The organism is Rhodopila sp. (assembly GCF_965277825.1).
Classification (GTDB): domain Bacteria; phylum Pseudomonadota; class Alphaproteobacteria; order Acetobacterales; family Acetobacteraceae; genus Rhodopila.
The window spans coordinates 2,824,476-2,843,069 of sequence record NZ_OZ255846.1 but is presented as its reverse complement, the minus strand read 5'-3'; the positions used below and the strand labels follow the sequence as shown (position 1 = coordinate 2,843,069).

The 18,594-nt window shown below is 67.0% G+C and carries 21 protein-coding genes; 8 read left to right on the top strand and 13 right to left on the bottom strand.

Annotation, left to right across the window (positions count from 1 at the left end; all coding sequences use genetic code 11):
- Positions 1–17 precede the first annotated feature (17 nt).
- Entirely contained in the window at positions 18–302 is a 285-nt protein-coding gene (locus tag ACQY4T_RS14035; RefSeq protein WP_428531379.1) for a hypothetical protein, read from the top strand.
- Positions 303–353: 51 nt separating this feature from the next.
- On the opposite strand, the gene ACQY4T_RS14030 is transcribed toward ACQY4T_RS14035, so the two are convergent.
- From ACQY4T_RS14030 to ACQY4T_RS14005, 6 genes are all read right to left on the bottom strand, one after another.
- On the bottom strand, positions 354–1,169 hold the full coding sequence (locus tag ACQY4T_RS14030; protein ID WP_428531376.1) for an alpha/beta fold hydrolase: 816 nt from the start codon (positions 1,167–1,169) through the stop codon (positions 354–356).
- Between the two features lie 415 nt (positions 1,170–1,584).
- Positions 1,585–2,406 (bottom strand): alpha/beta fold hydrolase, encoded by an 822-nt coding sequence (locus ACQY4T_RS14025; protein WP_428531373.1) that lies wholly within the window; start codon positions 2,404–2,406, stop codon positions 1,585–1,587.
- Positions 2,407–2,540: 134 nt separating this feature from the next.
- Positions 2,541–3,680, bottom strand: a complete 1,140-nt coding sequence (locus tag ACQY4T_RS14020; RefSeq protein WP_428531370.1) for a glutathione-independent formaldehyde dehydrogenase — start codon at positions 3,678–3,680, stop codon at positions 2,541–2,543.
- 144 nt (positions 3,681–3,824) lie between these two features.
- Positions 3,825–4,985: a pyridoxal phosphate-dependent aminotransferase gene (locus ACQY4T_RS14015; protein WP_428531367.1), complete on the bottom strand. Its 1,161-nt coding sequence runs from the start codon at positions 4,983–4,985 to the stop codon at positions 3,825–3,827.
- A gap of 216 nt (positions 4,986–5,201) precedes the next feature.
- Positions 5,202–5,510, bottom strand: coding sequence for a hypothetical protein (locus tag ACQY4T_RS14010; RefSeq protein WP_428531364.1), 309 nt, complete (start codon positions 5,508–5,510; stop codon positions 5,202–5,204).
- Between the two features lie 53 nt (positions 5,511–5,563).
- Entirely contained in the window at positions 5,564–7,291 is a 1,728-nt protein-coding gene (locus tag ACQY4T_RS14005; protein ID WP_428531361.1) for a gamma-glutamyltransferase, read from the bottom strand.
- 134 nt (positions 7,292–7,425) lie between these two features.
- Between ACQY4T_RS14005 and ACQY4T_RS14000 the strand changes: the two genes are divergently transcribed.
- Positions 7,426–8,226 carry a DsbA family protein gene (locus ACQY4T_RS14000; RefSeq protein WP_428531358.1) on the top strand — a complete coding sequence of 267 codons (801 nt, stop codon included), beginning with the start codon at positions 7,426–7,428 and terminating at the stop codon, positions 8,224–8,226.
- A 37-nt stretch (positions 8,227–8,263) separates the two neighbouring features.
- Here the strand turns inward: ACQY4T_RS14000 and ACQY4T_RS13995 are convergent, their stop codons facing one another.
- Positions 8,264–9,220, bottom strand: a complete 957-nt coding sequence (locus tag ACQY4T_RS13995) for a peptidyl-alpha-hydroxyglycine alpha-amidating lyase family protein (RefSeq protein ID WP_428531355.1) — start codon at positions 9,218–9,220, stop codon at positions 8,264–8,266.
- A 222-nt stretch (positions 9,221–9,442) separates the two neighbouring features.
- Between ACQY4T_RS13995 and ACQY4T_RS13990 the strand changes: the two genes are divergently transcribed.
- Positions 9,443–10,243 carry an SDR family NAD(P)-dependent oxidoreductase gene (locus ACQY4T_RS13990; protein WP_428531352.1) on the top strand — a complete coding sequence of 267 codons (801 nt, stop codon included), beginning with the start codon at positions 9,443–9,445 and terminating at the stop codon, positions 10,241–10,243.
- A gap of 23 nt (positions 10,244–10,266) precedes the next feature.
- Here ACQY4T_RS13990 and ACQY4T_RS13985 read toward each other — a convergent pair whose 3' ends face one another.
- Together ACQY4T_RS13985 and ACQY4T_RS13980 are read right to left on the bottom strand one after the other, a co-directional pair.
- Positions 10,267–10,956 (bottom strand): SDR family NAD(P)-dependent oxidoreductase, encoded by a 690-nt coding sequence (locus ACQY4T_RS13985; RefSeq protein ID WP_428531349.1) that lies wholly within the window; start codon positions 10,954–10,956, stop codon positions 10,267–10,269.
- Positions 10,953–11,684 carry an SDR family NAD(P)-dependent oxidoreductase gene (locus ACQY4T_RS13980; RefSeq protein ID WP_428531346.1) on the bottom strand — a complete coding sequence of 244 codons (732 nt, stop codon included), beginning with the start codon at positions 11,682–11,684 and terminating at the stop codon, positions 10,953–10,955. The genes ACQY4T_RS13985 and ACQY4T_RS13980 overlap by 4 nt, the downstream gene beginning before the upstream one ends.
- A gap of 59 nt (positions 11,685–11,743) precedes the next feature.
- Here ACQY4T_RS13980 and ACQY4T_RS13975 point away from each other — a divergent pair, with 59 nt between their 5' ends.
- The 4 genes from ACQY4T_RS13975 to ACQY4T_RS13960 are packed head-to-tail and all read left to right on the top strand — an operon-like array spanning position 11,744 to position 15,074.
- Complete coding sequence (locus ACQY4T_RS13975) at positions 11,744–12,730, top strand: ABC transporter substrate-binding protein (RefSeq protein ID WP_428531343.1); 987 nt, start codon at positions 11,744–11,746, stop codon at positions 12,728–12,730.
- Between the two features lie 7 nt (positions 12,731–12,737).
- Positions 12,738–13,472, top strand: a complete 735-nt coding sequence (locus tag ACQY4T_RS13970; RefSeq protein ID WP_428531340.1) for an ABC transporter ATP-binding protein — start codon at positions 12,738–12,740, stop codon at positions 13,470–13,472.
- Positions 13,473–13,482: 10 nt separating this feature from the next.
- Positions 13,483–14,232, top strand: coding sequence for an ABC transporter permease (locus ACQY4T_RS13965; RefSeq protein ID WP_428531337.1), 750 nt, complete (start codon positions 13,483–13,485; stop codon positions 14,230–14,232).
- Entirely contained in the window at positions 14,229–15,074 is an 846-nt protein-coding gene (locus ACQY4T_RS13960) for an SDR family oxidoreductase (protein ID WP_428531334.1), read from the top strand. Before ACQY4T_RS13965 ends, ACQY4T_RS13960 begins: the two co-directional genes overlap by 4 nt.
- Here the strand turns inward: ACQY4T_RS13960 and ACQY4T_RS13955 are convergent.
- The 3 genes from ACQY4T_RS13955 to ACQY4T_RS13945 are packed head-to-tail and all read right to left on the bottom strand — an operon-like array spanning position 15,030 to position 16,381.
- Entirely contained in the window at positions 15,030–15,788 is a 759-nt protein-coding gene (locus ACQY4T_RS13955; RefSeq protein ID WP_428531331.1) for an alpha/beta hydrolase, read from the bottom strand. The two genes, ACQY4T_RS13960 and ACQY4T_RS13955, sit on opposite strands and share 45 nt — an antisense overlap.
- A gap of 4 nt (positions 15,789–15,792) precedes the next feature.
- Positions 15,793–16,098, bottom strand: a complete 306-nt coding sequence (locus ACQY4T_RS13950) for a CcdB family protein (protein ID WP_428531328.1) — start codon at positions 16,096–16,098, stop codon at positions 15,793–15,795.
- Positions 16,088–16,381, bottom strand: coding sequence for a type II toxin-antitoxin system CcdA family antitoxin (locus tag ACQY4T_RS13945; protein ID WP_428531325.1), 294 nt, complete (start codon positions 16,379–16,381; stop codon positions 16,088–16,090). Before ACQY4T_RS13945 ends, ACQY4T_RS13950 begins: the two co-directional genes overlap by 11 nt.
- Before the next feature lie 78 nt (positions 16,382–16,459).
- On the opposite strand from ACQY4T_RS13945, the gene ACQY4T_RS13940 reads away from it, so the two are divergent.
- On the top strand, positions 16,460–17,602 hold the full coding sequence (locus ACQY4T_RS13940) for a glycosyltransferase family 4 protein (RefSeq protein WP_428531322.1): 1,143 nt from the start codon (positions 16,460–16,462) through the stop codon (positions 17,600–17,602).
- Between the two features lie 6 nt (positions 17,603–17,608).
- Here ACQY4T_RS13940 and ACQY4T_RS13935 read toward each other — a convergent pair whose 3' ends face one another.
- A complete protein-coding gene (locus ACQY4T_RS13935; RefSeq protein WP_428531319.1) occupies positions 17,609–18,559 on the bottom strand; it encodes a bifunctional helix-turn-helix transcriptional regulator/GNAT family N-acetyltransferase in 951 nt (316 codons plus the stop codon).
- Positions 18,560–18,594 lie beyond the last annotated feature (35 nt).

Sequence of the window (18,594 nt, the reverse complement as noted above, 5' to 3'; positions counted from 1 at the left end):
CGTAGGCGAAGAACAGATTGGGGCAACTACTCGACGTCGTCGAGCGCGGCGAGGAAGTGATGATCACGCGGCGTGGAAAGCAGGTCGTACCAATCGTTCCGGATGAGCAGCGTACGAACCAGGAAGCGGCTCGGGCCGCGATCGCGGGCATTCGCGAGCGCGCCGAAGCATATCGGCTGACGGTTCATGATGCGGCCTATCTGAATTTGGCGCAGCGTCGGGGGTTGCCGCTGGCCACGCTGGATGGAAATTTGGTCAGGGCGGCGCGAGCGTGCGGCACGAAGACGGTGGGGTTGGTTTGATTGCCCGCAGTGTTGAGGCAGCGCATCGGCGGCGAAAACCCTTGCTTGATGTTACTGACCAGCCAGGCCGCTGCTTTCGATCGCCTGGTTGACCAACTGTGGTCGTTCAAGGTTGCTGGCATGCGCGGCGGCTGGGATGATAGCAAGTTGGGCGTTGGGGATTTCGCTGGCGGTCTGTTGCGAGATCGATACCGGATAGACCGGGTCATCGACCCCGACGACGACGAGGGTGGGCACTGCGATCGAGGCCAGCAGGGAGGTGTAATCGGGTCGGGTGGCGAGTGCCTGACCTCCGGCGATCGCCCCATTCACCGAGCCTTCGGCAAGAATGTTCATTATGGTGCTGGATAGCTGATCATTCCGTTTCAAGGCCGCACCGGTGATCATTTGCGGCGCCAATGCTGGAACAATCGAGGGAACGCCGAGCTTGCTGGCCTGAAGGCCGAATGCGGGAAACTCCGCCTGCTCAACGATCGAGGCCGCCATCGGGTTGGTGTCGATCAGGAGAAGTCCGGATACGCGCTGGGGCGCCTCGTGGTAGATCTCCAAGGTGATCTGGCCGCCCATCGAGTGGCCGCCGATGATGGCGCGCTGGATATTGAGCTGATCCATCAGGGCCAGCACGTATTGTGCGTAGCCGGCGATGGAGCCATTCGCGTCGGGTGCGGTGCTTTTGCCAAAACCGGGCAGGTCGAGGGTGATCACCTGGAAGGTGGAACTCAATCCGCTGAGCTGACCCTTGAACATATCGCCCGATAGGGGGTAGCCGTGGATGAGGATGAGTGGGGCGCCCTGGCCGGCCACCTGATAGAAAATATTTGCGCCATTGAACTGAAAGAAGCTTCCCTGCCGCTGATCGGCGGCCATTGCCTGCTGCGTCGTCGGCAGTGGCGGGGGCGGGGAGATGGTCTGCGCGATGGCGGGCAATGAGCATGTCATCAGTCCAGCAACGCTGAGGAGCCGCGCGCTTCGCTCGAACACTCGGTATGGCATTTGGATGGCATCCTCGAAAGCCGCGATCACAGCGACACGGCTGACAACTAACCGCCCGGCTGAGGGCGCGTTCCAGGCGGCAAATCAACTATGTGGGAGATAAAAAAGGGGGATCGGAAATATAAACCTTGGGTTTTATTCCGACGGGCAGTGAATCGGAGCAACGGGATCGCGGATGCAATGTTGATCGTTACTGCAGATTTTGGCGGCTCGACCAGCCCGACGATCGGCGGCGCAACAGCCGACCGGCGGGGGAACCGGCCGGATGTCCCATGGAACGTCGGATGGATCAGGCGCGAATGAACGCGAGCAGATCCTGGTTGAGCCGGTCTTTTTCAGTGAACATCAGCGCGTGCGGGGCGCCGGCGTATTCCTTCAGTTCCGAGCCTGGGATCATCGCGGCGGCGATGCGGGCGGATTTGTCGATCGGCACGGTTGCGTCGCTATCACCGTGAACGATCAGGGTTGGCCGGCGGAACGCCGCCATGTCGGGACGGAAGTCGGTCTGCGAAAACGCCTGGACGCAATCGATCGTTGCCTTTGGCGAGCCCAGCATCGCCATCATCAACGACCACTGCAGGATTTCGCTGGTGACGGTGAAGTTCAGTAGCCCGGCGCCGAAGAACTGCTTGCCGAAGCTGGCCAGGAAGTTGGGTCTGTCTTTCTCGAGTCCGGCGATCATCTGGTCGAAGACGGATTTGTCGACGCCGTTGGGATTGTCCGGGGTCTGCATCAGGCATGGGGTGACGGCCGAGACCAGCGCGGTCTTGGCCACGCGCTCGCCGCCATGGCGGGTCATGTAGCGGGCGACCTCACCGCCGCCCATCGAGAATCCGACAAGGGTGACGTCGGTCAGGTCGAGTTTTTCCAGCACGCAATGCAGGTCATCGGCCAACGTATCGTAATCGTAGCCGGTCCACGGCTGGCTGGATCGGCCGAAGCCGCGGCGGTCGTAGGCAATCACCCGCAGACCCTGGCTGGCGAGGAACACCGACTGATATTCCCACATGTCGGAATCGAGCGGCCAGCCGTGGATCAGGACGACGGCGGCCCCGCTGCCCCAGTCGTTATAGAACAAGGAAGTACGATCGTTGGTATCAAGGAATGGCATGACTGTTCCCTTGGGGTGTTGGTTTACCCGGGGTTGGCGAACCTCGGGTTCGTGGCATGAAGGTTTCCATCCGAGTGGCTTCACTGTTGCGCCCGCCGCGTCGCTCGCGGGCGGGACACAAGCAGCGATCGGCATCAGGCGGCGGGCTTCAGCACCACCTTGGTCCAGCCTTCGTCGCGGGCGTCGAAATGCTGATAGGCATCGGGCGCCTGGTCCAGCCCGAGGCGGTGGGAGATGATGGCGGACGGGGTTGCCTTGCCGACATGGATCAGGTCCCGCAGCCGTCGGTTGTAGGCTTTGACGTTGGCCTGACCGGTCTTGATCTGCTGGCCCTTGAACCAGAGGGCGCCGAAGTCGAACGCCATCTTGCCTTGCTTCGCCAGTTCGTCCTTGGCGCCGGGGTCCTGCGGCACGAACACGCCGACGACGCCGATGCCGCCGGTGGCCTTGGTCGATGCGACCAGGCTGTTCATGGTGTAGCTGCTGGCTTCCTTGCCGTGGCGGTCGCAGCACTGGTAGCCGACGCACTCACAGCCGCGATCGGTGCCCAGGCCGTCGGTGTGGCCGAGGATTTCCTGCACCGGATCGCAGCGCCGCATGTCGACGGGGATGCCGCCGAGTTTCTTGGCGAGGGCCAGTCGGTCGTCGTGGGAGTCGACGACGAAGACACGGGCCGCGCCCTTGATGATGGCGGAGTGAGTGGCCATCAGGCCGACCGGGCCGGCGCCGTAAATCGCGACGGTTTCCCCGGGCAGTACGCCGGCCAGTTCGGTGGCGTGCCAGCCGGTCGGGAAGATGTCGGACAGCATCACGTAGTCGTCCTGCTTTTCCGCCGCGTCGGCGGGCAAGCTCAGGCAGTTGAAGTCGGCGTAGGGGACGCGCAGCAGTTCGGCCTGGCCGCCCTGGTAGGGTCCCATCTCGGCGAAGCCATAGGCCGCGCCGGCGGTGCCGGGATTGCAGGTGAGACAGAAGCCGGTCAGTCCACGCTCACAGTTTTCGCAGAAGCCGCAGCCGACGTTGAACGGCAGGCAGACCCAGTCGCCCTTCTTCACGCGATCGACGCCGGGGCCGATTTCGATCACCTGGCCGAGGTTTTCGTGGCCGAATACGCGGCCTTTCTCGAAACTGGTGCGGCCTTCGTACATGTGCAGATCGGAACCGCAGATGTTGGTGGCGGTCATGCGAACGACGGCATCGGTCGGTTTCTCGATCCGAGCGTCGGGCACGTTGCTGACGGTGACGTCGCGGGGGCCATTGTAGATGACGGCTTTCATTCGGACTGCTCTCCTTTGGTTGGCGGGATTGGCGATTTGACAGGTCTTGGCGCCCGAACGTGCCGGTGTTCCGGGGGTTGCAGGGAGGGTCGAACTATAATTTTTGGCGCTACCAGTTATTCATATGCGCCGACGCGCGCCGAGCTATCGCCAGGTGCCAAGGCGTTTGGCCGCTTCGCGCATATCGGCTTCGGGGCCGCAGTAGCTGAAGCGGACGAAGCGGTTGCCGCGGGCGTGGTCGAAATCGAGGCCGGGGCTGGCGGCGACGCCGGCCTCGGCCAGCATGCGGGCGCAGAATCCGGCGCTGTCGTTGGAGCGGTCGGCGATGTCGGCGAACAGGTAGAACGCGCCCTCGGCCGGCGACAGGCGGGTGAAGCCGGCGGCCGGCAGCGCGGCCAACAGGTGATCGCGGGAGCGGCGGTAGCGGGCGACGTTGGCCTGCAGTTCATCGTGGCAGTCGAAGGCGGCCTCGGCGGCGATTTGGGCGATGTGGGGGGCGCTGATGAACAGGTTTTGCGCCAGGCGCTCGACCGGGCGGGTCAGGTCGGGCGGCAGTACCATCCAGCCGACGCGCCAGCCGGTCATCGAGAAGTATTTCGAGAAGCTGTTCACCACTATGGCGCTATCGCTGTATTGGGCGGCGGAGGCGATCGGGCTGTCGTAGTTCAGGCCGTGATAGATCTCGTCGCTGATCAGCCTAACGCCGTTGTGGTGGCACCAGCGGGCGATGGCGGCGAGTTCGTTGGGGTGCAGCATGGTGCCGGCGGGGTTGGCCGGGCTGGCGACGATCAGGCCGTCGGGCGGCGGGTCGAGTTGTCGCAGCATCGCCAGGCTGGGCTGGAAGCGGGTTTCGCGGCCGGCCGGCAGGATCACCGGGGTCATGCCCAGGGCGGTCAGGATGTTGACGTAGGGCGGGTAGAACGGGGCCGCCAGGGCGATGCGGTCGCCGGCGTCGAAGGCGGCGAGGAACGCCAGCGGGAAGGCGCCGGAGGCACCGACGGCGACCGCGATGCGCTCGATCGGCAGGTCGAGGCCATACCAGGACGCGGCGTGGGCGGCGATGCGCTGGCGTAGTGAGCGCAAGCCGAACGCCTCGGTGTAGCCGAGCGGGTGGCCGGAGCGGAGGGCGGCTTGGGCGGCGGCGACGGAGCCGGCGGGGGCGCCGGTGCCGGGCTGGCCGACCTCCATGCGGATAACGTGGGGCGCGCCGGGGGGCAGCGCGGCCTGGCGGTCGTTGGCGGCGGCGATCACGTCCATCACCATGAAGGGGGGCGCGGCGGCGCCGCTGCCGATTTTCAGTGCCATCGGGTGGATCCTTGGGCGGTGGGTGGCGGCGGCATGCCAGCTTGTCATGCAGGGCGCGGTTGAACCACCCGAGATTTGGCGCGGCAAGTCGCAGGTGGCAGGGCCGAGCCCGGTCACGACACGATGGGACGGCTCGGGATGGGACGGCCGAGGATGGGACGGCTCGGGATGGGACTGCCGAGGATGCGACTAGCCGTGCTGTTGCTGGTTGGCTTGCTAGTCTTGGCCCTGGTCGTTTTGCCAGCTTATGCCGGTGGCCATGAGTTTCAGTGCGTCACCTTGCTGGGTGCCCTGGATGGTGACGATGCAAGGTTTCGCCACGCCGGTGCATTTGCGCAAGCGATGGATTTCATCGAACGGCAGGTTGGAGACAATGACGCGAACCCGCTGCTTCGGGCGTGCGCTGCTGCCCATTTCACAGAACGCGGCGTTGCAGACGATGCGGCCCGGTCCGACGGTGACCGGGTCGGCGGCCCTCTGGCCTTGCGCGATGGCCGGCAATGCGACGGTGAGGCTGGCGATCATCAGGGCGCTGGTGCGTCGGGTCGGTGGGCGCCCAGGGTCCGCCTGAAGTCGGGTCAGTTGGCGCCCAGCGCCAGGCCATATTGGCGCGGATCGTTTGCCCAGCCGCATCGGCCGTTCTCCCCTGGCAGATACTGTCCACAGGCGATGACGTTGGCGCGTCCGGGTTCGGGGACCGGCACCGACATCGGACGATCGGTTCTTAGCGTGTTGATCAGCGCGTCGGCGACCGCGAGCGGGGCGCCGGCCTGACCCGACCCGGCGGCGGCGGCTCGGAACGCCTTGATGTTGTCGTTCCACACCAGTCCGGCCGACAGCAGCGGCGGCGGCACGGCGGCGGGCGAGGCGGCGGCAAGGAAACCCAGGCCGGGCATGATGCGCCCGGTGCCGAACAGGTTGTTCATGGTCAGCGCGCAAGCGACCGAATCGCCGAACCGATCCAGGGTGACGAAGCTGGTGGAGGCGGGGAACGGGGTCGGGTCGGGGCTGGGCAGATCGTGCGCGGCGAGCACCGCCTCGGGGGTTATGCCGCCGGCACGAAACCGGGCGACGACGGCGAGGGCTCGGGCCATCGCGGCGGCGGTGTCGTTGGGGTTGCGGACGAGAACGTCGAACGCGGCCTCCGCGCCCAGTCCGCCGTCGGCCGGCGGCGGCAGGAAGGCGACCTTGTCGTTGCGATAATTGCGCACTAGCGGGCGCGCCAGCTTGGGCAGCGCGGCGCGCAGGTCGGAGAATTGCAGCGGGCCGCCGATCTGGGCCGAGGCGACCTCGATGCGGTGCGCCAGGTTGCCCTGATACATGTCGCCGACCCCGGCGGTGCGGATCTGCGCCAGGGTGGAGGCGAGGTCGGGCTGCTGCAGCAACTGTCCCTCGGTCAGCGCCACGCCGTTGTGGCTGAACACCGCGCGGGCATTGGGGTCAGCCAGCAGCGGGCCGGACACCACGGCGAGGTCCTTGGCCAGGGCGCGGGAGACCGGCACGCCGGCGCGGGCGAGTTGTTCGGCCTGTGTCACCATGGCGTCGAACGACTGGTTGCCGTAGCGCGCCTGCAGCAGGAACATCCCGCGCACCATCAGCGGCACCGCGGCGGGGCGATCGGCGCCGGGGCCGGGGCTGGCGGGGGCGGCGGGGGTAAACATCACCGCCTCGGGCAGGCCGCGGGCGGTGGATCTGGGGGCGGGCCCATAGGCGATGCAGGCGCCGCCGCCGCCCAGGCCGGCGCGCGAGGGGTAGGTCACGGCCAGGGTCAGGCCGACGGCGACCGCGGCATCGGCGGCGGTGCCGCCGGCGGACAGCATCTCGCGTCCGGCGAGCACGGCGCGCGGCTCATCGGCGACGACGCCGCCGAGGAAGCCGGCGACGTAGCCGGGCTGGCCGGGGGGCGGGCCGTTGTTGCCCAGCACGCTGCTGGTGACGTTGTCGAGGGTGGAACAGCCGGACAGCAGGGCCAGCAGGGCGAGGCAGGATCGGACCGGACCGAGGCGGCGTCGCCGGCGGGTCGATCCGGCTGCGGGTTTCGCTGCTGGCAGGGTGGGTGCCAATTGGGTGGGTGCCAATTGGGGTGCCAAATGGGTGGTTGCCAACCGAGTGGCTGGCAAGCGAGTGGCTGGCAAGCGAGTGGCTGGCAAGCGAGTAGCTAACTGCGGCGTCGGGGCCTGCGGTGTATCGATCATCGTGCCGCGACGCATTGCATCCATCGTGTCGGTCTCGCCAGCCATCGGGTTTTCAATCGTGGAATCGCCGATCCTGGGGACCGCGTGGTATTTCTCAAGCGAGATTGCCATAGACGGCTTCGGCATCAGCGGCAACCACACGGCCGGGCGGGGGCTGGGGTGTGGCGGTTGGGCGGTTTGACTTGCACCGCGGCGGGTTCCAGGGCTTAACCCGAGGATATCGCCGTCCGGTCGAGGAACCTGCCATGAGCCGACTGCTGCTTTCCGCGCGACCGTTATCTGGCCGCCGGCTTCGGGGCCCATTGTCCGGGGCGCTGGTGCTGGGCGGCCTGGTGCTGTTGGCCTGGGTGGGTGCTGCCTGGGCGGGTGCTGCCAGGGCGGCGGAGTTTACGCCGGCGCAGCGGGCGGAGATCGTGTCGATCGTGCGCGAGGCGCTGAAGCAGGACCCCTCGATCCTGCGTGATGCGGTGGTGGCGCTGCAGGCGGACGAGGGCGAGCGCGGCCAGCAGGCCTCGCGCGCCGCGATCGCGCAGAGCCGGAACCAGTTGGTCACCCCGGCCGATCCGGTGGCGGGTGATCCGCACGGCGACGTGACGATCGTCGAGTTTTTCGACACGCGTTGTCCGTATTGCCGCAAGATGGAGCCGGTGATGGAGAAGCTGCTGGCGGCTGATCACCGGGTCCGCCTGGTATACAAGGACCTGCCGATTCTGGGGCCGGCCAGCGTGCTGGGGACCAAGGCACTGTTGGCGGCTCAGCAGCAGGGCGCCTATGACAAGATGCGCGCGGCGGTGATGCAGTTGCCGCCCGACACGACGATCGGCCAGGTCGAGACGGCGGCCCACGCGCTGGGGCTGGATTGGCCGCGGATGGCGCGCGACATGGATGCACCGTCGGTGCAGGCGCGGATCGATGCCAACCTGGCGTTGGCGCATCGGTTGGGGATCCAGGGGACTCCGGCGCTTGTGATCGGCGACAACCTGGTGCCGGGGGCGGTGGACCTGGCGGAACTGCAGAAGGCGGTCGCCGAGGGTCGGGGCGGCTAGCGACGGCTTGGATGGTGCTGGTGGGGGTCGGCCGGGCCTATGTGGTTTTGCGGAATTTCCTCAGGCTTCGCAGGTTGTCGGGCCTTGGCTGGTTGGGGAAGGTCTGTGGCCAGTTGGTCCAGGACACCTCACCGACATAGATGTCGCCGTGGCGGTCGACGCATAGGCCGTGCGGCGAGAGGAACTGATCGGGTCCCAGTCCCGGGCCGATGCCTCCGATCCTGGAGAGGCGTTTGCCGGTGTGGTCGAGGATGGAGACCCGGGGGCCGAGATTGGGAACGTTGCGGTTGACTGCGGCGACCGGGCCTATTTCGCCGATGTAACAGATCGGGCATTTGCCGGGCGGCATGAACAATCCGCTGGGACGATGCAGGTTGTTCCATTGGGTTTCGTATTTGCCGTTGGCACCGAACACCTGGACGCGGTGGTTCTCGCGGTCGGCGACGTAGACCCAGCCGTCGGCGTCGCAGGTGATGTTGTGCGGGATGTTGAACTCGCCCGGATCGGTGCCTGGGCCGCCCCAGGACAGCAGTGGTCTGCCGTCGGGGGCGTATTTGTGGATACGGGCGTTGCCGTAGCCGTCGGAAATGTAAAGATCGCCTTGCGGCGACATTGCGGTGTGGGTGCAGCGGTGGAACGGATCGCCGCTCATGTATGGGGCGGGTTTTCCAGGGGTGCCGAGGGTCAGCAGGACCTTTCCTTCGGTGGTGCACTGGCGGACGGTGTGGTCGGCATCGTCGGTGAGCCACAGGGTTTCATCGGGAGCGACGAAGACGCCGTGGGCACGGGGGAAGATGCCCTCGCCCCAGGAGCGCAGGAAGTTGCCGTCGCGGTCGAACACGACCATCGGGTGCTCGCCGCGGTTGAAGACGTAGACGTTGTCGCGGCTGTCCACGCCGATGCCGCCGATCTCCTTGAACGACCAGCCGGGGGGAAGTTTCGCCCAGTCGTCAACCGGTTGGTAGGTGAAATCGCCGCTGCCCAAGGTGACCATGTGTTGGTTTCCCCGCTGTTTCTGGACGGAGCTTGTCACGGGATTGGCGTTTCGGCCAGCGCCGGCTCGCACCGACGGCTCTGCCTTTCGGGGCTGCGGGCGGTGTCGCGCGGCCTCGGCTTTGGGCCAGGGAACGAGGCGATTTGCCTAGCATGGTCTGGCCATGGTGACATCATCCGGTGATGTGGCAGCCTGAATCATGCCGGACGGGGAACAGATGCAATGACGCCGAACGAGGAATGGGGCCTGGCGGGAAAGGTGGCGATTGTAACCGGTGGCGGGGCGCAGGGTGACGGGATCGGCAACGGCCGAGCGGCGGCGGTGCTGCTGGCGCGGGCCGGAGCCTACGTGCTGGTGGTCGATCGCGATGTCGCGCTGGCCGAACGCACGGTGGCGATGATCGCCGAGGAGGGCGGGACAGCGGCGGCGGCCGGCTATGACGTTACTTTATCGGATCAATGTGCCGCGATGGTCGAGCATGCAGTGTCGCGCTGGGGCCGGCTCGATTGCCTGGATAACAACGTGGGCATCGGCAGCAAGGGCACCGTGGTCGAGGAAACCGAGGCGAACTGGGCGCGGGTGATGCAGGTGAACGTGGACAGCATGTTCCTGACCTGCAAGCACGCGATTCCGGCGATGATCCGCACCGCCGGCGGCGGGTCGATCGTCAACGTGTCGTCGATTTCGGCGCTGCGGCCGCGCGGGCTGACCGCTTACAGCGTTTCCAAAGGCGCGGTGATTGCGCTGACCAGGGCGATCGCGGTGGATCATGGGCCACAGGGCGTGCGCGCGAACTGCGTTGCGCCGGGACCGGTGTATACGCCAATGGTGTATGGGCGGGGCATGACGGATCAAGCACGCGACACTCGTCGACAAGCCTCGGTGCTGGGGCTGGAGGGCACTGGTTGGGATATCGGGGCGGCGGTGCGGTTCCTGCTGTCGGGGCAGGCCCGCTACATTACCGGTCAGACCTTGGTGGTAGATGGGGGTGCCACGCTGGTTGGCCCGAACCGGGCGCATTAGACTTGGGTCGGACGCCGAGCGGTTCAGGGCAGCGCGAGGCCGCCGCCGTCGATTGGCAGGGCGTGGCCGGTGATGCCTCTGGATTCCGGCCGCAGCAGCCAGATCGTTGCATCGGCAACTTCCTCCGGCGAGGCAATGCGTTGGGTCGGCACCGCGGCGGCGGCTTGTTCAGCGGTGATGCCCAACTCGGTGAATCGTTGCTCGGCCATCGCGGTTTCGACCCAACCGGGACACAGCGCATTGACAGTGATGCCGCGCGGTGCAAGCGCCAATGCCAAGGCTCGGGTGAAGCCGACGACGGCATGCTTGGCGGCACAGTAGGCGGTCTGGTCGGGTACGCCGCGCAGACCCAGTACGGAGGCGATATTGACGATCCGGCCAGTGCTGTCGGGCAGCAACGGCAGCGCGGCTTTGCAGCAGTGATAGGTGCCGTGCAGGTTGGAATCGATGATGGCGTGCCATAGCGTATCGTCGCCGTCGAGCGGGTTGGCGCCGGCGATGCCGGCACAGTTCACCAGCGTATCGATCCGGGTCAGCTGGGCGAACACCGCGCGCACGGCGGCCGGGTCGGCGACATCGCAAGCGATGAAGCGATGCGGCGATGGCGTCGGGGTTCGCGCCAGCACCAGCACTTCGCGACCGGCTTGCGCCAGACGGTCGGCGACCGCGCGGCCGATGCCGCTTGTGCCGCCGGTGACGACGGCGAGGGTCATTGCGCGGTGCCGCCGCCATCGACCGGCAGCACCACGCCGGTGATGAACGATGCGGCGTCCGATGCCAGGAATGCGACCGCGGCGGCGATCTCCGCAGGGTCGGCGAAGCGGCCGAGCGGCACGCTTGATTTGTAGGCTTCGGTGGAGGAGACCGGGAAGCGGTCGGGGTATCTGGCGGCCAGATCGCCGATCACCGTATCCAGCATCGCGGTCTGTGTCGAACCGGGAGCGATACAATTGATCCGGATGCCGAAGCGGGCCCAATCCAGCGCGGCCGAACGCGACAATTGGGCGATGGCGGCTTTCGATGCGCCGTAAGCGGCGCTGACCTGCTTGCCGATCAGCGCCTGATCGGATGCGATGTTGACGATGGCGCCTCGGCGGCGGCCGGCCATGCCGGGCAGCACCGCGCGCATCAGCGTGTAGGCCGCGAGGAAGTTGACGCGGAACACCCGCTCGACCTCGGCGGGCGGGGTTTCCACAACGGTGCCGAGAACCGTTACGCCCGCGTTATTGACCAGGATGTCGATCGGGCGGTGGTCGATCAGCGTGGCCAGGCGATGTTCCAGCGTGGCGCTGTCGGACAGGTCGAAGTCGGGCAGGTCGAGGCCGATCACCTCGGCGCCGTCGCGCGTTAGGACGTCGCAGATGGCGCCGCCGATGCCGCCGCGATGGCCGGTGACGATGGCCCGCCGGCCGGCCAGCCCGAAACTTAGGTGCGCACCCATCTTGCCTCCGGGTGGATCGGTGGCATTGTCGCCGCGAACCACCGGAAAGGAACTCCCCGATGCGTCGGCTGGCCGCGATCCTATGTCTGTTGTTCGTCTCCGGCGTCGCCCATGCGAACGACAAGGTGACCTTTGGTCTGGATTGGAAGGCGGAGGCGGAATACGGCGGGTATTATCAGGCCGTCGCCAATGGGATTTATGCCAAGCATGGGCTGGACGTGACGATCCAGCAGGGCGGCCCGCAGGTCAACCACACCCAGTTGCTGCTGGCCGGGCGGCTGGATTTCAATATCTCGTCGAACTCGTTCCTGGCGTTGAACTTTGCCAAGGAGAATATCCCGTTCCGCGCGGTGGCCGGCATGTTCCAGAAAGACCCGTCGGTGCTGATCGCCCATCCGGGCGAGGGCAACGACAGCTTTCCGGCGCTGAAGGGCAAGCCGATCATGATCAGCGCCGATACCCGCGTCGGCTGGTGGACGTTCCTGAAGGCGAAATACGGCTATAGCGACAGTCAGATCCGGCCCTACACTTTCAACCTGGCGCCGTTCCTGGCGAACAAATCGGCGATCCAGCAAGGTTACCTCGGATCGGAGCCGTTCTCGATCAAGCAGGCGGCGCATTTCGATCCGGTGGTGCTGCTGATCGCGGATGCCGGCTTCAAGGGCTATGCCAGCCTGATCGCCACGTCGGACAAGAAGATCGAGCAGCAGCCGGACTTGGTGAAGCGCTTCGTCGATGCCTCGATCGAGGGCTGGTATTCCTATCTGAATGGCGATCCGGCGCCGGGCAACGCGCTGATCAAGCAGGCCAACCCGGAGATGAACGACGCGCTGATCAGCTATGGGATCGGTACGCTGAAGGCGCACGGCATCCTGGATTCGGGAGACGCGCTGACGTCGGGGATCGGCGCGATGACCGACCAGAGATGGGCGGAGTTCTATCAGTCCACGGTGGCGGCCGGAGTCTATCCGAAGGGGCTGGATGTCAAGAAGGCGTACACGTTGCAGTTCGTTGATCATAAGGTCGGGATGGATCTGAAGCATTGAGCCTGCGTTGCTGAGCGTCAGCCATGTCGGGCGGCGGTTTCCGGGTGGCACGGAAGCGTTGCGCGACACCTCGCTGCGGCTGGCGGAATCCGACTTCGTCGCCCTGCTGGGGCCGTCGGGCTGTGGCAAATCGACCTTGCTGCGGCTGATCGCCGGGCTGGACCAGCCTGACGACGGCCGGCTGGAGTGGGACGGCGAGGCGCCGGCGCCCGGGGACATCGGCTACGTGTTTCAGGACGCCACGCTGCTGCCCTGGGCGAGTGCCGAGGACAACGTTTTCCTGCCGCTGCGGCTGCGCGGGCTGTCGCGCGCGGCGGCGACGCCCGAGGTGGCATCGGCGCTGGCCCGCGTCGGGCTTGGCGGCTTCGAGCACGCAAGGCCGCGGGAATTGTCAGGCGGGATGCGGATGCGGGTTTCGATCGCGCGGGCGCTGGTGACACGGCCGCGCTTGCTGCTGATGGACGAGCCGTTCGCGGCGCTGGACGAGTTCACTCGGCACCGGTTGCAGGCCGACTTGCTGGCGGTGTGGCGGGATGCCGGGTGCACCGTGGTGTTCGTGACTCACTCGATCTACGAGGCGGCGTTCCTGGCACGACGGATCCTTCTGATGACATCGCGGCCTGGACGCATCGACCGCGAGATCGACTCGACGTTGACGCCGGGGCCGGAGACCCGGCTGGACCCGGCATATGCGGCGCTGGTGGCCGAGATCGGGCGCGGCCTGGAAGCGGCGCTGCAATGAGGTTGGGGCGGTGAGATATGCGCCGGCACTGTTCGGGCTGGGCGCGCTGGTGCTGTGGCAGGCAGCGGTGCGGATCGGCGGCGTGCCGGTGTATCAATTGCCCGGTCCAATCGCGATCGTAGGCGCGTTCGCGGCCGATCCGGTGGGATTGCTGCGGGCGCTGGCCTCGACCCTGCTGGTGACGTTCGCGGCGTTGCTGGTGGCGGCGTTGCTGGGGGCGGCGATGGCGGTGGCGATGTCGGCCAGCCGGCTGGCTCAGGCCGCGATCGGGCCCTGGGCGGTGGCACTGCAGGTCACGCCGCTGCCGGCGATCGCACCGTTGATCATCATCTGGGTCGGCGAGCCGTTCGTCGCGCTTGTGGTGTGCGCGACGATCGTTGCGTTCTTCCCGTTGTTCGCCAACACGGTCGCCGGGTTGGCTTCGGCGGAACCGGAACTGAACGACCTGTTCCGGTTGTATGGCGCGAGCCGCTGGCGGACCATGGCGCTGTTGCGGCTGCCGGCGGCGCTGCCGTATTTCCTGTCGGGCCTCAGGATCTCGGGCGGCCTGGCGCTGGTCGGGGCGGTGGTGGCGGAACTGGTCGCCGGGTCGGGTGGGTTCGCATCGGGGCTAGCCTATCTTATCCTGGAATCGAGTTTTCGTCTGGAGATGCCCAGGATGTTCGCGGCCTTGGTTTTGCTGGCGCTGGCCGGCATCATTTTGAATTTCGGCCTGGGAGCGGTCGGCGGGTTCGTTCTGCGACGGCGAGGCATGGGATGAACCGTCTGCTGATTTTCGGCCTGGGCTATTGCGGCTCCGCGGTCGCGCAGGCAGCCCGGGCGGCTGGCTTTTCGGTCAGCGGCACGCGCCGCGACGGCGCGGACGGGGCGATTGCATTCGATGCGGCGGAGCCGGCGATCCGGTCGGCGACGCATCTGCTGATCACTGCCGCGCCGGATGCGTCCGGCGATCCGGTGCTCGGGCGCCACGGGAGCGCGATCGCCTCGGCGCCGGCGCTGCGCTGGATCGGGTATTTGTCCAGCACCGCGGTTTACGGCGACCGGGATGGCGCCTGGGTGGATGAGGATACTCCCGCTGCGCCGTCACAGGCGCGCGGGCAGCGCCGACTGGATGCCGAGGCGGCTTGGACCGATTTCGCCGATCGGTGCGCTGTGGATGTTTTCCGCCTGGCCGGGATCTATGGGCCCGGGCGATCGGCGTTCGACGACCTGCTTGCGGGGCGCGGTCGGCGGATGATCAAGCCGGGTCACCAGTTCGGTCGGATCCATCGTGACGACATCGCGCGCGCCGTGGTGGCGGCGATGCGCCAGGACCGGCGGTCCGGCGGGCGGGTGTTGAACCTGGCCGATGACGTGCCCTCGGAAAGTGCGGCGGTGGTGACCGAGGCGGCCGCTCTGCTGGGAGTGACGGCGCCCCCTGAGGTGGCGTTCGAGACGGCGCGCTCGGCGATGAGCGCGATGGCGCTGAGTTTCTGGTCGGAGAACCGCAAGATTGCCAGCGCCAAGACCAAGGCCGCGCTGGGGATCGAGTGGCTGTATCCGAGCTATCGGGAAGGGTTACGGGCTATCCTGCTCGAGCAGCGCGGCGACGGTCTGGCGTAGCAGCGCCAGATCGGCCGGGCGTGACAGGCGGTGGTCGCCGTCTTTCACCAGGGTGACGCGAACGTCCCCGGTTTCCGCTTGTTCGGCGATGCGCAGCGCGAAGTCCCAGGGCACGTCGGGGTCGGCCTGGCCGTGCAGCAGCCGGATCGGGCAGCGGATCGGGATGCGGCCGATGAGCAGCAGATGGTTGGCGCCGTCCTGGATCAGCGCTTGGGTGATCGGGGTGGGATCGCCGTACTGGCTGGGCACATGGAGCACGCCGTCGCGCTGAAGTGTGGCTCGTTCCGACGCCGTCATCGCCTCCCACATCAGGCGCTGGGTGAAGTCCGGCGCGGCGGCGATGCCGACCAGCGCCGCTGCGCGGTCGGGTCGCGCGATGGCGGCAAGCAGGGCGATCCAGCCGCCCATCGAGGAACCGACCAGGATCAGTTTGCCGGTGGTCAGCGCATCGATCGCGGCCAGCGCGTCGGCGGTCCAGGCACCGATCGTGCCGGCCAGGAAATCGCCGCTGCTGGCGCCGTGGCCGGAATAGTCGAAGCGCAACATGGAGACGCCTCGATCCGCGCAGAACGCGGCCACCGCGGTTGCCTTGTCGCCGGTCATGTCGGAGCGGAAGCCGGGCAGGAACACAACGGTGGGCTCGCGGCCTGTTTGATGGGCCCAGGCGAGTTTGGTGCCGTTGCCGCGGTCGAGGTGGCCGGTGGTTTCGGTCATGCTTTCAAATCCCGAAGAACAGCCAGTCCAGGGCTCGGGTCAGGTCGTCGCGGTAGTTGGCGATAGAGCCGAGCGGATGGCGCAGCAGGCGGGCGGAAAGGTTGGTCATCAAATTCATGAATACAGCGTAATGCTGACCGTCGTGCGTGACGATCGGTGCCAGCCTGGTGTTCGGAGTTTGCGCCTTGACTGGAGTCAGCGGGGCAACGATCCGATTTTGACCCTCGACCACATTGGCCTGCAAGTCGACGATGAGGGGATAGCTCTGTCGCTCCCGGCGATTTGGGTTGGCAAACAGGTCATGCTGCATCGTCGTTCGGTTCAACGTCGTCTTCGTCGGGCATGAAGATCGCCCGAGACTCCGGGAACGGATGCCCATGTTCGGCCACATAAGCGTCGATGTATTGCGTGGCTTCGCGGATTTCCTCGCGGATCTTGGCTTTCTCGGCTTGCTCGAACGCGACTACCAGCGCTGCTTCGGCGACGCGGGAGATGTTGATGCCGTGCGCGGCCGATCGGGCGACCAGGTCGGCATTCAAGGTGACGCTGACGGTGCGGCGTTTGGCGTTGTGATCGTAGAGCGTGGTCCACATGGCAGCATTTCCGTGTCAAAGAACCCGTGTGAATTTGCCCGTGCTTTCGTCCGATGGCAAGCATGATACGGTCTGCCAATGTCGCCTTTGCCCGATCCCCCGGTGGTGTTGCAGGTGCTTCCCTCGCTGGTCACCGGCGGCGTGGAGCGGAGCACGGTGGAGATCGCCCAGGCGGTCGCCGAAGCCGGGGCCACGGCCCTGGTGGCCAGCGCGGGGGGACCGCTGGCGAGCCAGATCGAGCGCGCCGGTGGCATCCACATTACGCTGCCGCTGGCCGCCAAATCGCCGTTCGGCATTTGGCGCAACGCCCGGGCGCTGGAGGCGTTGGTCCGTGAGCGCAAGGTATCCCTGATCCACGCAAGGTCGCGGGCCCCGGCGTGGTCGGCGTGGCTGGCCTGCCGGCGCACCGGACTGCCGCTGGTCACCACCTATCACGGCACCTATGGCGAGGACCTGCCGTTCAAGCGCCGATACAACAGCGTGATGGCGCGGGGATGCATCGTCATCGCCGCGAGCCGGTTCATCGCCGATCTGGTGGCCAGGCGGCATGGCGTCGATCCGGGTCGGATCAGGGTGATCCCCCGCGGCGTCGATCCCGCGGTGTTCGATCCGGCGGCGGTTTCGGGCAGCCGGATTGCCAAGCTGGCGGCGCAATGGCGCCTGCCCGAGGGTGTCAGCACCGTTATGCTGCCCGGGCGGCTGACCGCTTGGAAAGGACATGCGGTGCTGCTGGACGCGATCGCTCGGCTGGGGCGGCCGGGGGTGATGTGCGTGCTGGTCGGGTCGCACCAGGGGCGCCACCGCTACGCCGAGGGACTGCAGCGTCAGGCAATGCGGCTGGGGATCGGCGAGCGGGTGCGGCTGGTGGGGCCGTGCGACGACATGCCGGCGGCGCTGGCGCTGTCGGACGTGGTGGTGCACGCCTCGACCCAGGCCGAGGCATTCGGGCGGGTGGTGATCGAGGCGCAGGCGATGGCGCGGCCGGTGATCGCCGCGGATCTGGGCGGCCCGGTGGAGACGGTGCGCCATGGCGAGACCGGCTGGCGGGTGGCGCCGAACGACCCGGTGGCGCTGGCGCTGGCGATCGGCGTGGCGCTCGATATGGACCCGGCGGAGAGTGCGGCGCTGGGGCAGCGGGCCAGGGCCTCGGTACCGACGGTGCGGGCGATGCAGGACGCGACGCTGACGGTTTACCGCGCGGTGCTGGCGAGGGCCCGATGATCGGCGTTACAGGGGCAGTTCCCAGGTCTCGCCGACCAGGTGCTTGCCGAAGGAATGGTGCGGCTGGGAGTCGACGCAGGTGAAGCCGGCGGCCTGGTAGATGCGGCGGGCCGGCAGCAGCACGTCGTTGGTCCAAAGCGTCAACCCGCGGTAGCCGTTGTCGCGGGCGAAAGCGGTGGCCGCATCGACCAGGCGGCGGCCGAGTCCGGTGCCTCGGACAGCGGGTTCGGCGTAGAGCAGGCGCAGTTTGGCCATGGTTTCGGAGGCGCGCATAACGAACACCGAACCCACGGCGACGCCGTCGCGTTCGGCGATCCAGCCGCGTTCAGCGCGCGGGTCGTGGTGCCTGACGAAGGCGGCGAGGATTTCCGCCGCGAGGGCTTCGTAGGTTTCGTCCCAGCCGTATTCCTGGGCATAGAGAATGGCCTGCCGATGCGCGATCCAGCCCAGATCGCCGAGCCGGTGCGGTCGCAGGGTGACGGGGGCGACCGGGGATGCGTCGTTGCTGATAAGCTGTTCGACTGTTCGCATGGCGCCGACCAGCTCTGTTACCTGGGCCGGGGCGAGGCGGTCGATCATCGCTCGGACGTCTTGTTGCGAGGCGCGATCCAGCGGTGCGAAGGCCGCCGCTCCGGCCGGGGTGAGGGCGAGCAGGGCCTGCCGGGCGTCATGCGGGGACACCGATCGGCTGATCAGGCCGCGCTGGTCGAACGCCTTGAGAATTCGGCTGAGATAGCCACCATCCAGCGCCAGATCGCGACAGAGGTCGGCCGCGGTTGGCGCCGAACGGTGGGCAAGTTCGTAGAGCACGCGAGCCTCGGTCAGGGAGAAGTCGGACTTCAGCAGACCCTCGCCCAGCAGGCCGAGTTGGCGGGTGTAGTAACGGCCGAACCGGCGGATGGCGGCGATGGTGTCGGGTTGGGCGATGGCTGGGGCGATGGGTTGGGACTCGGTCATGGCAGCCTCCCTGGAGAGGGTCGGCGATTTAGTTG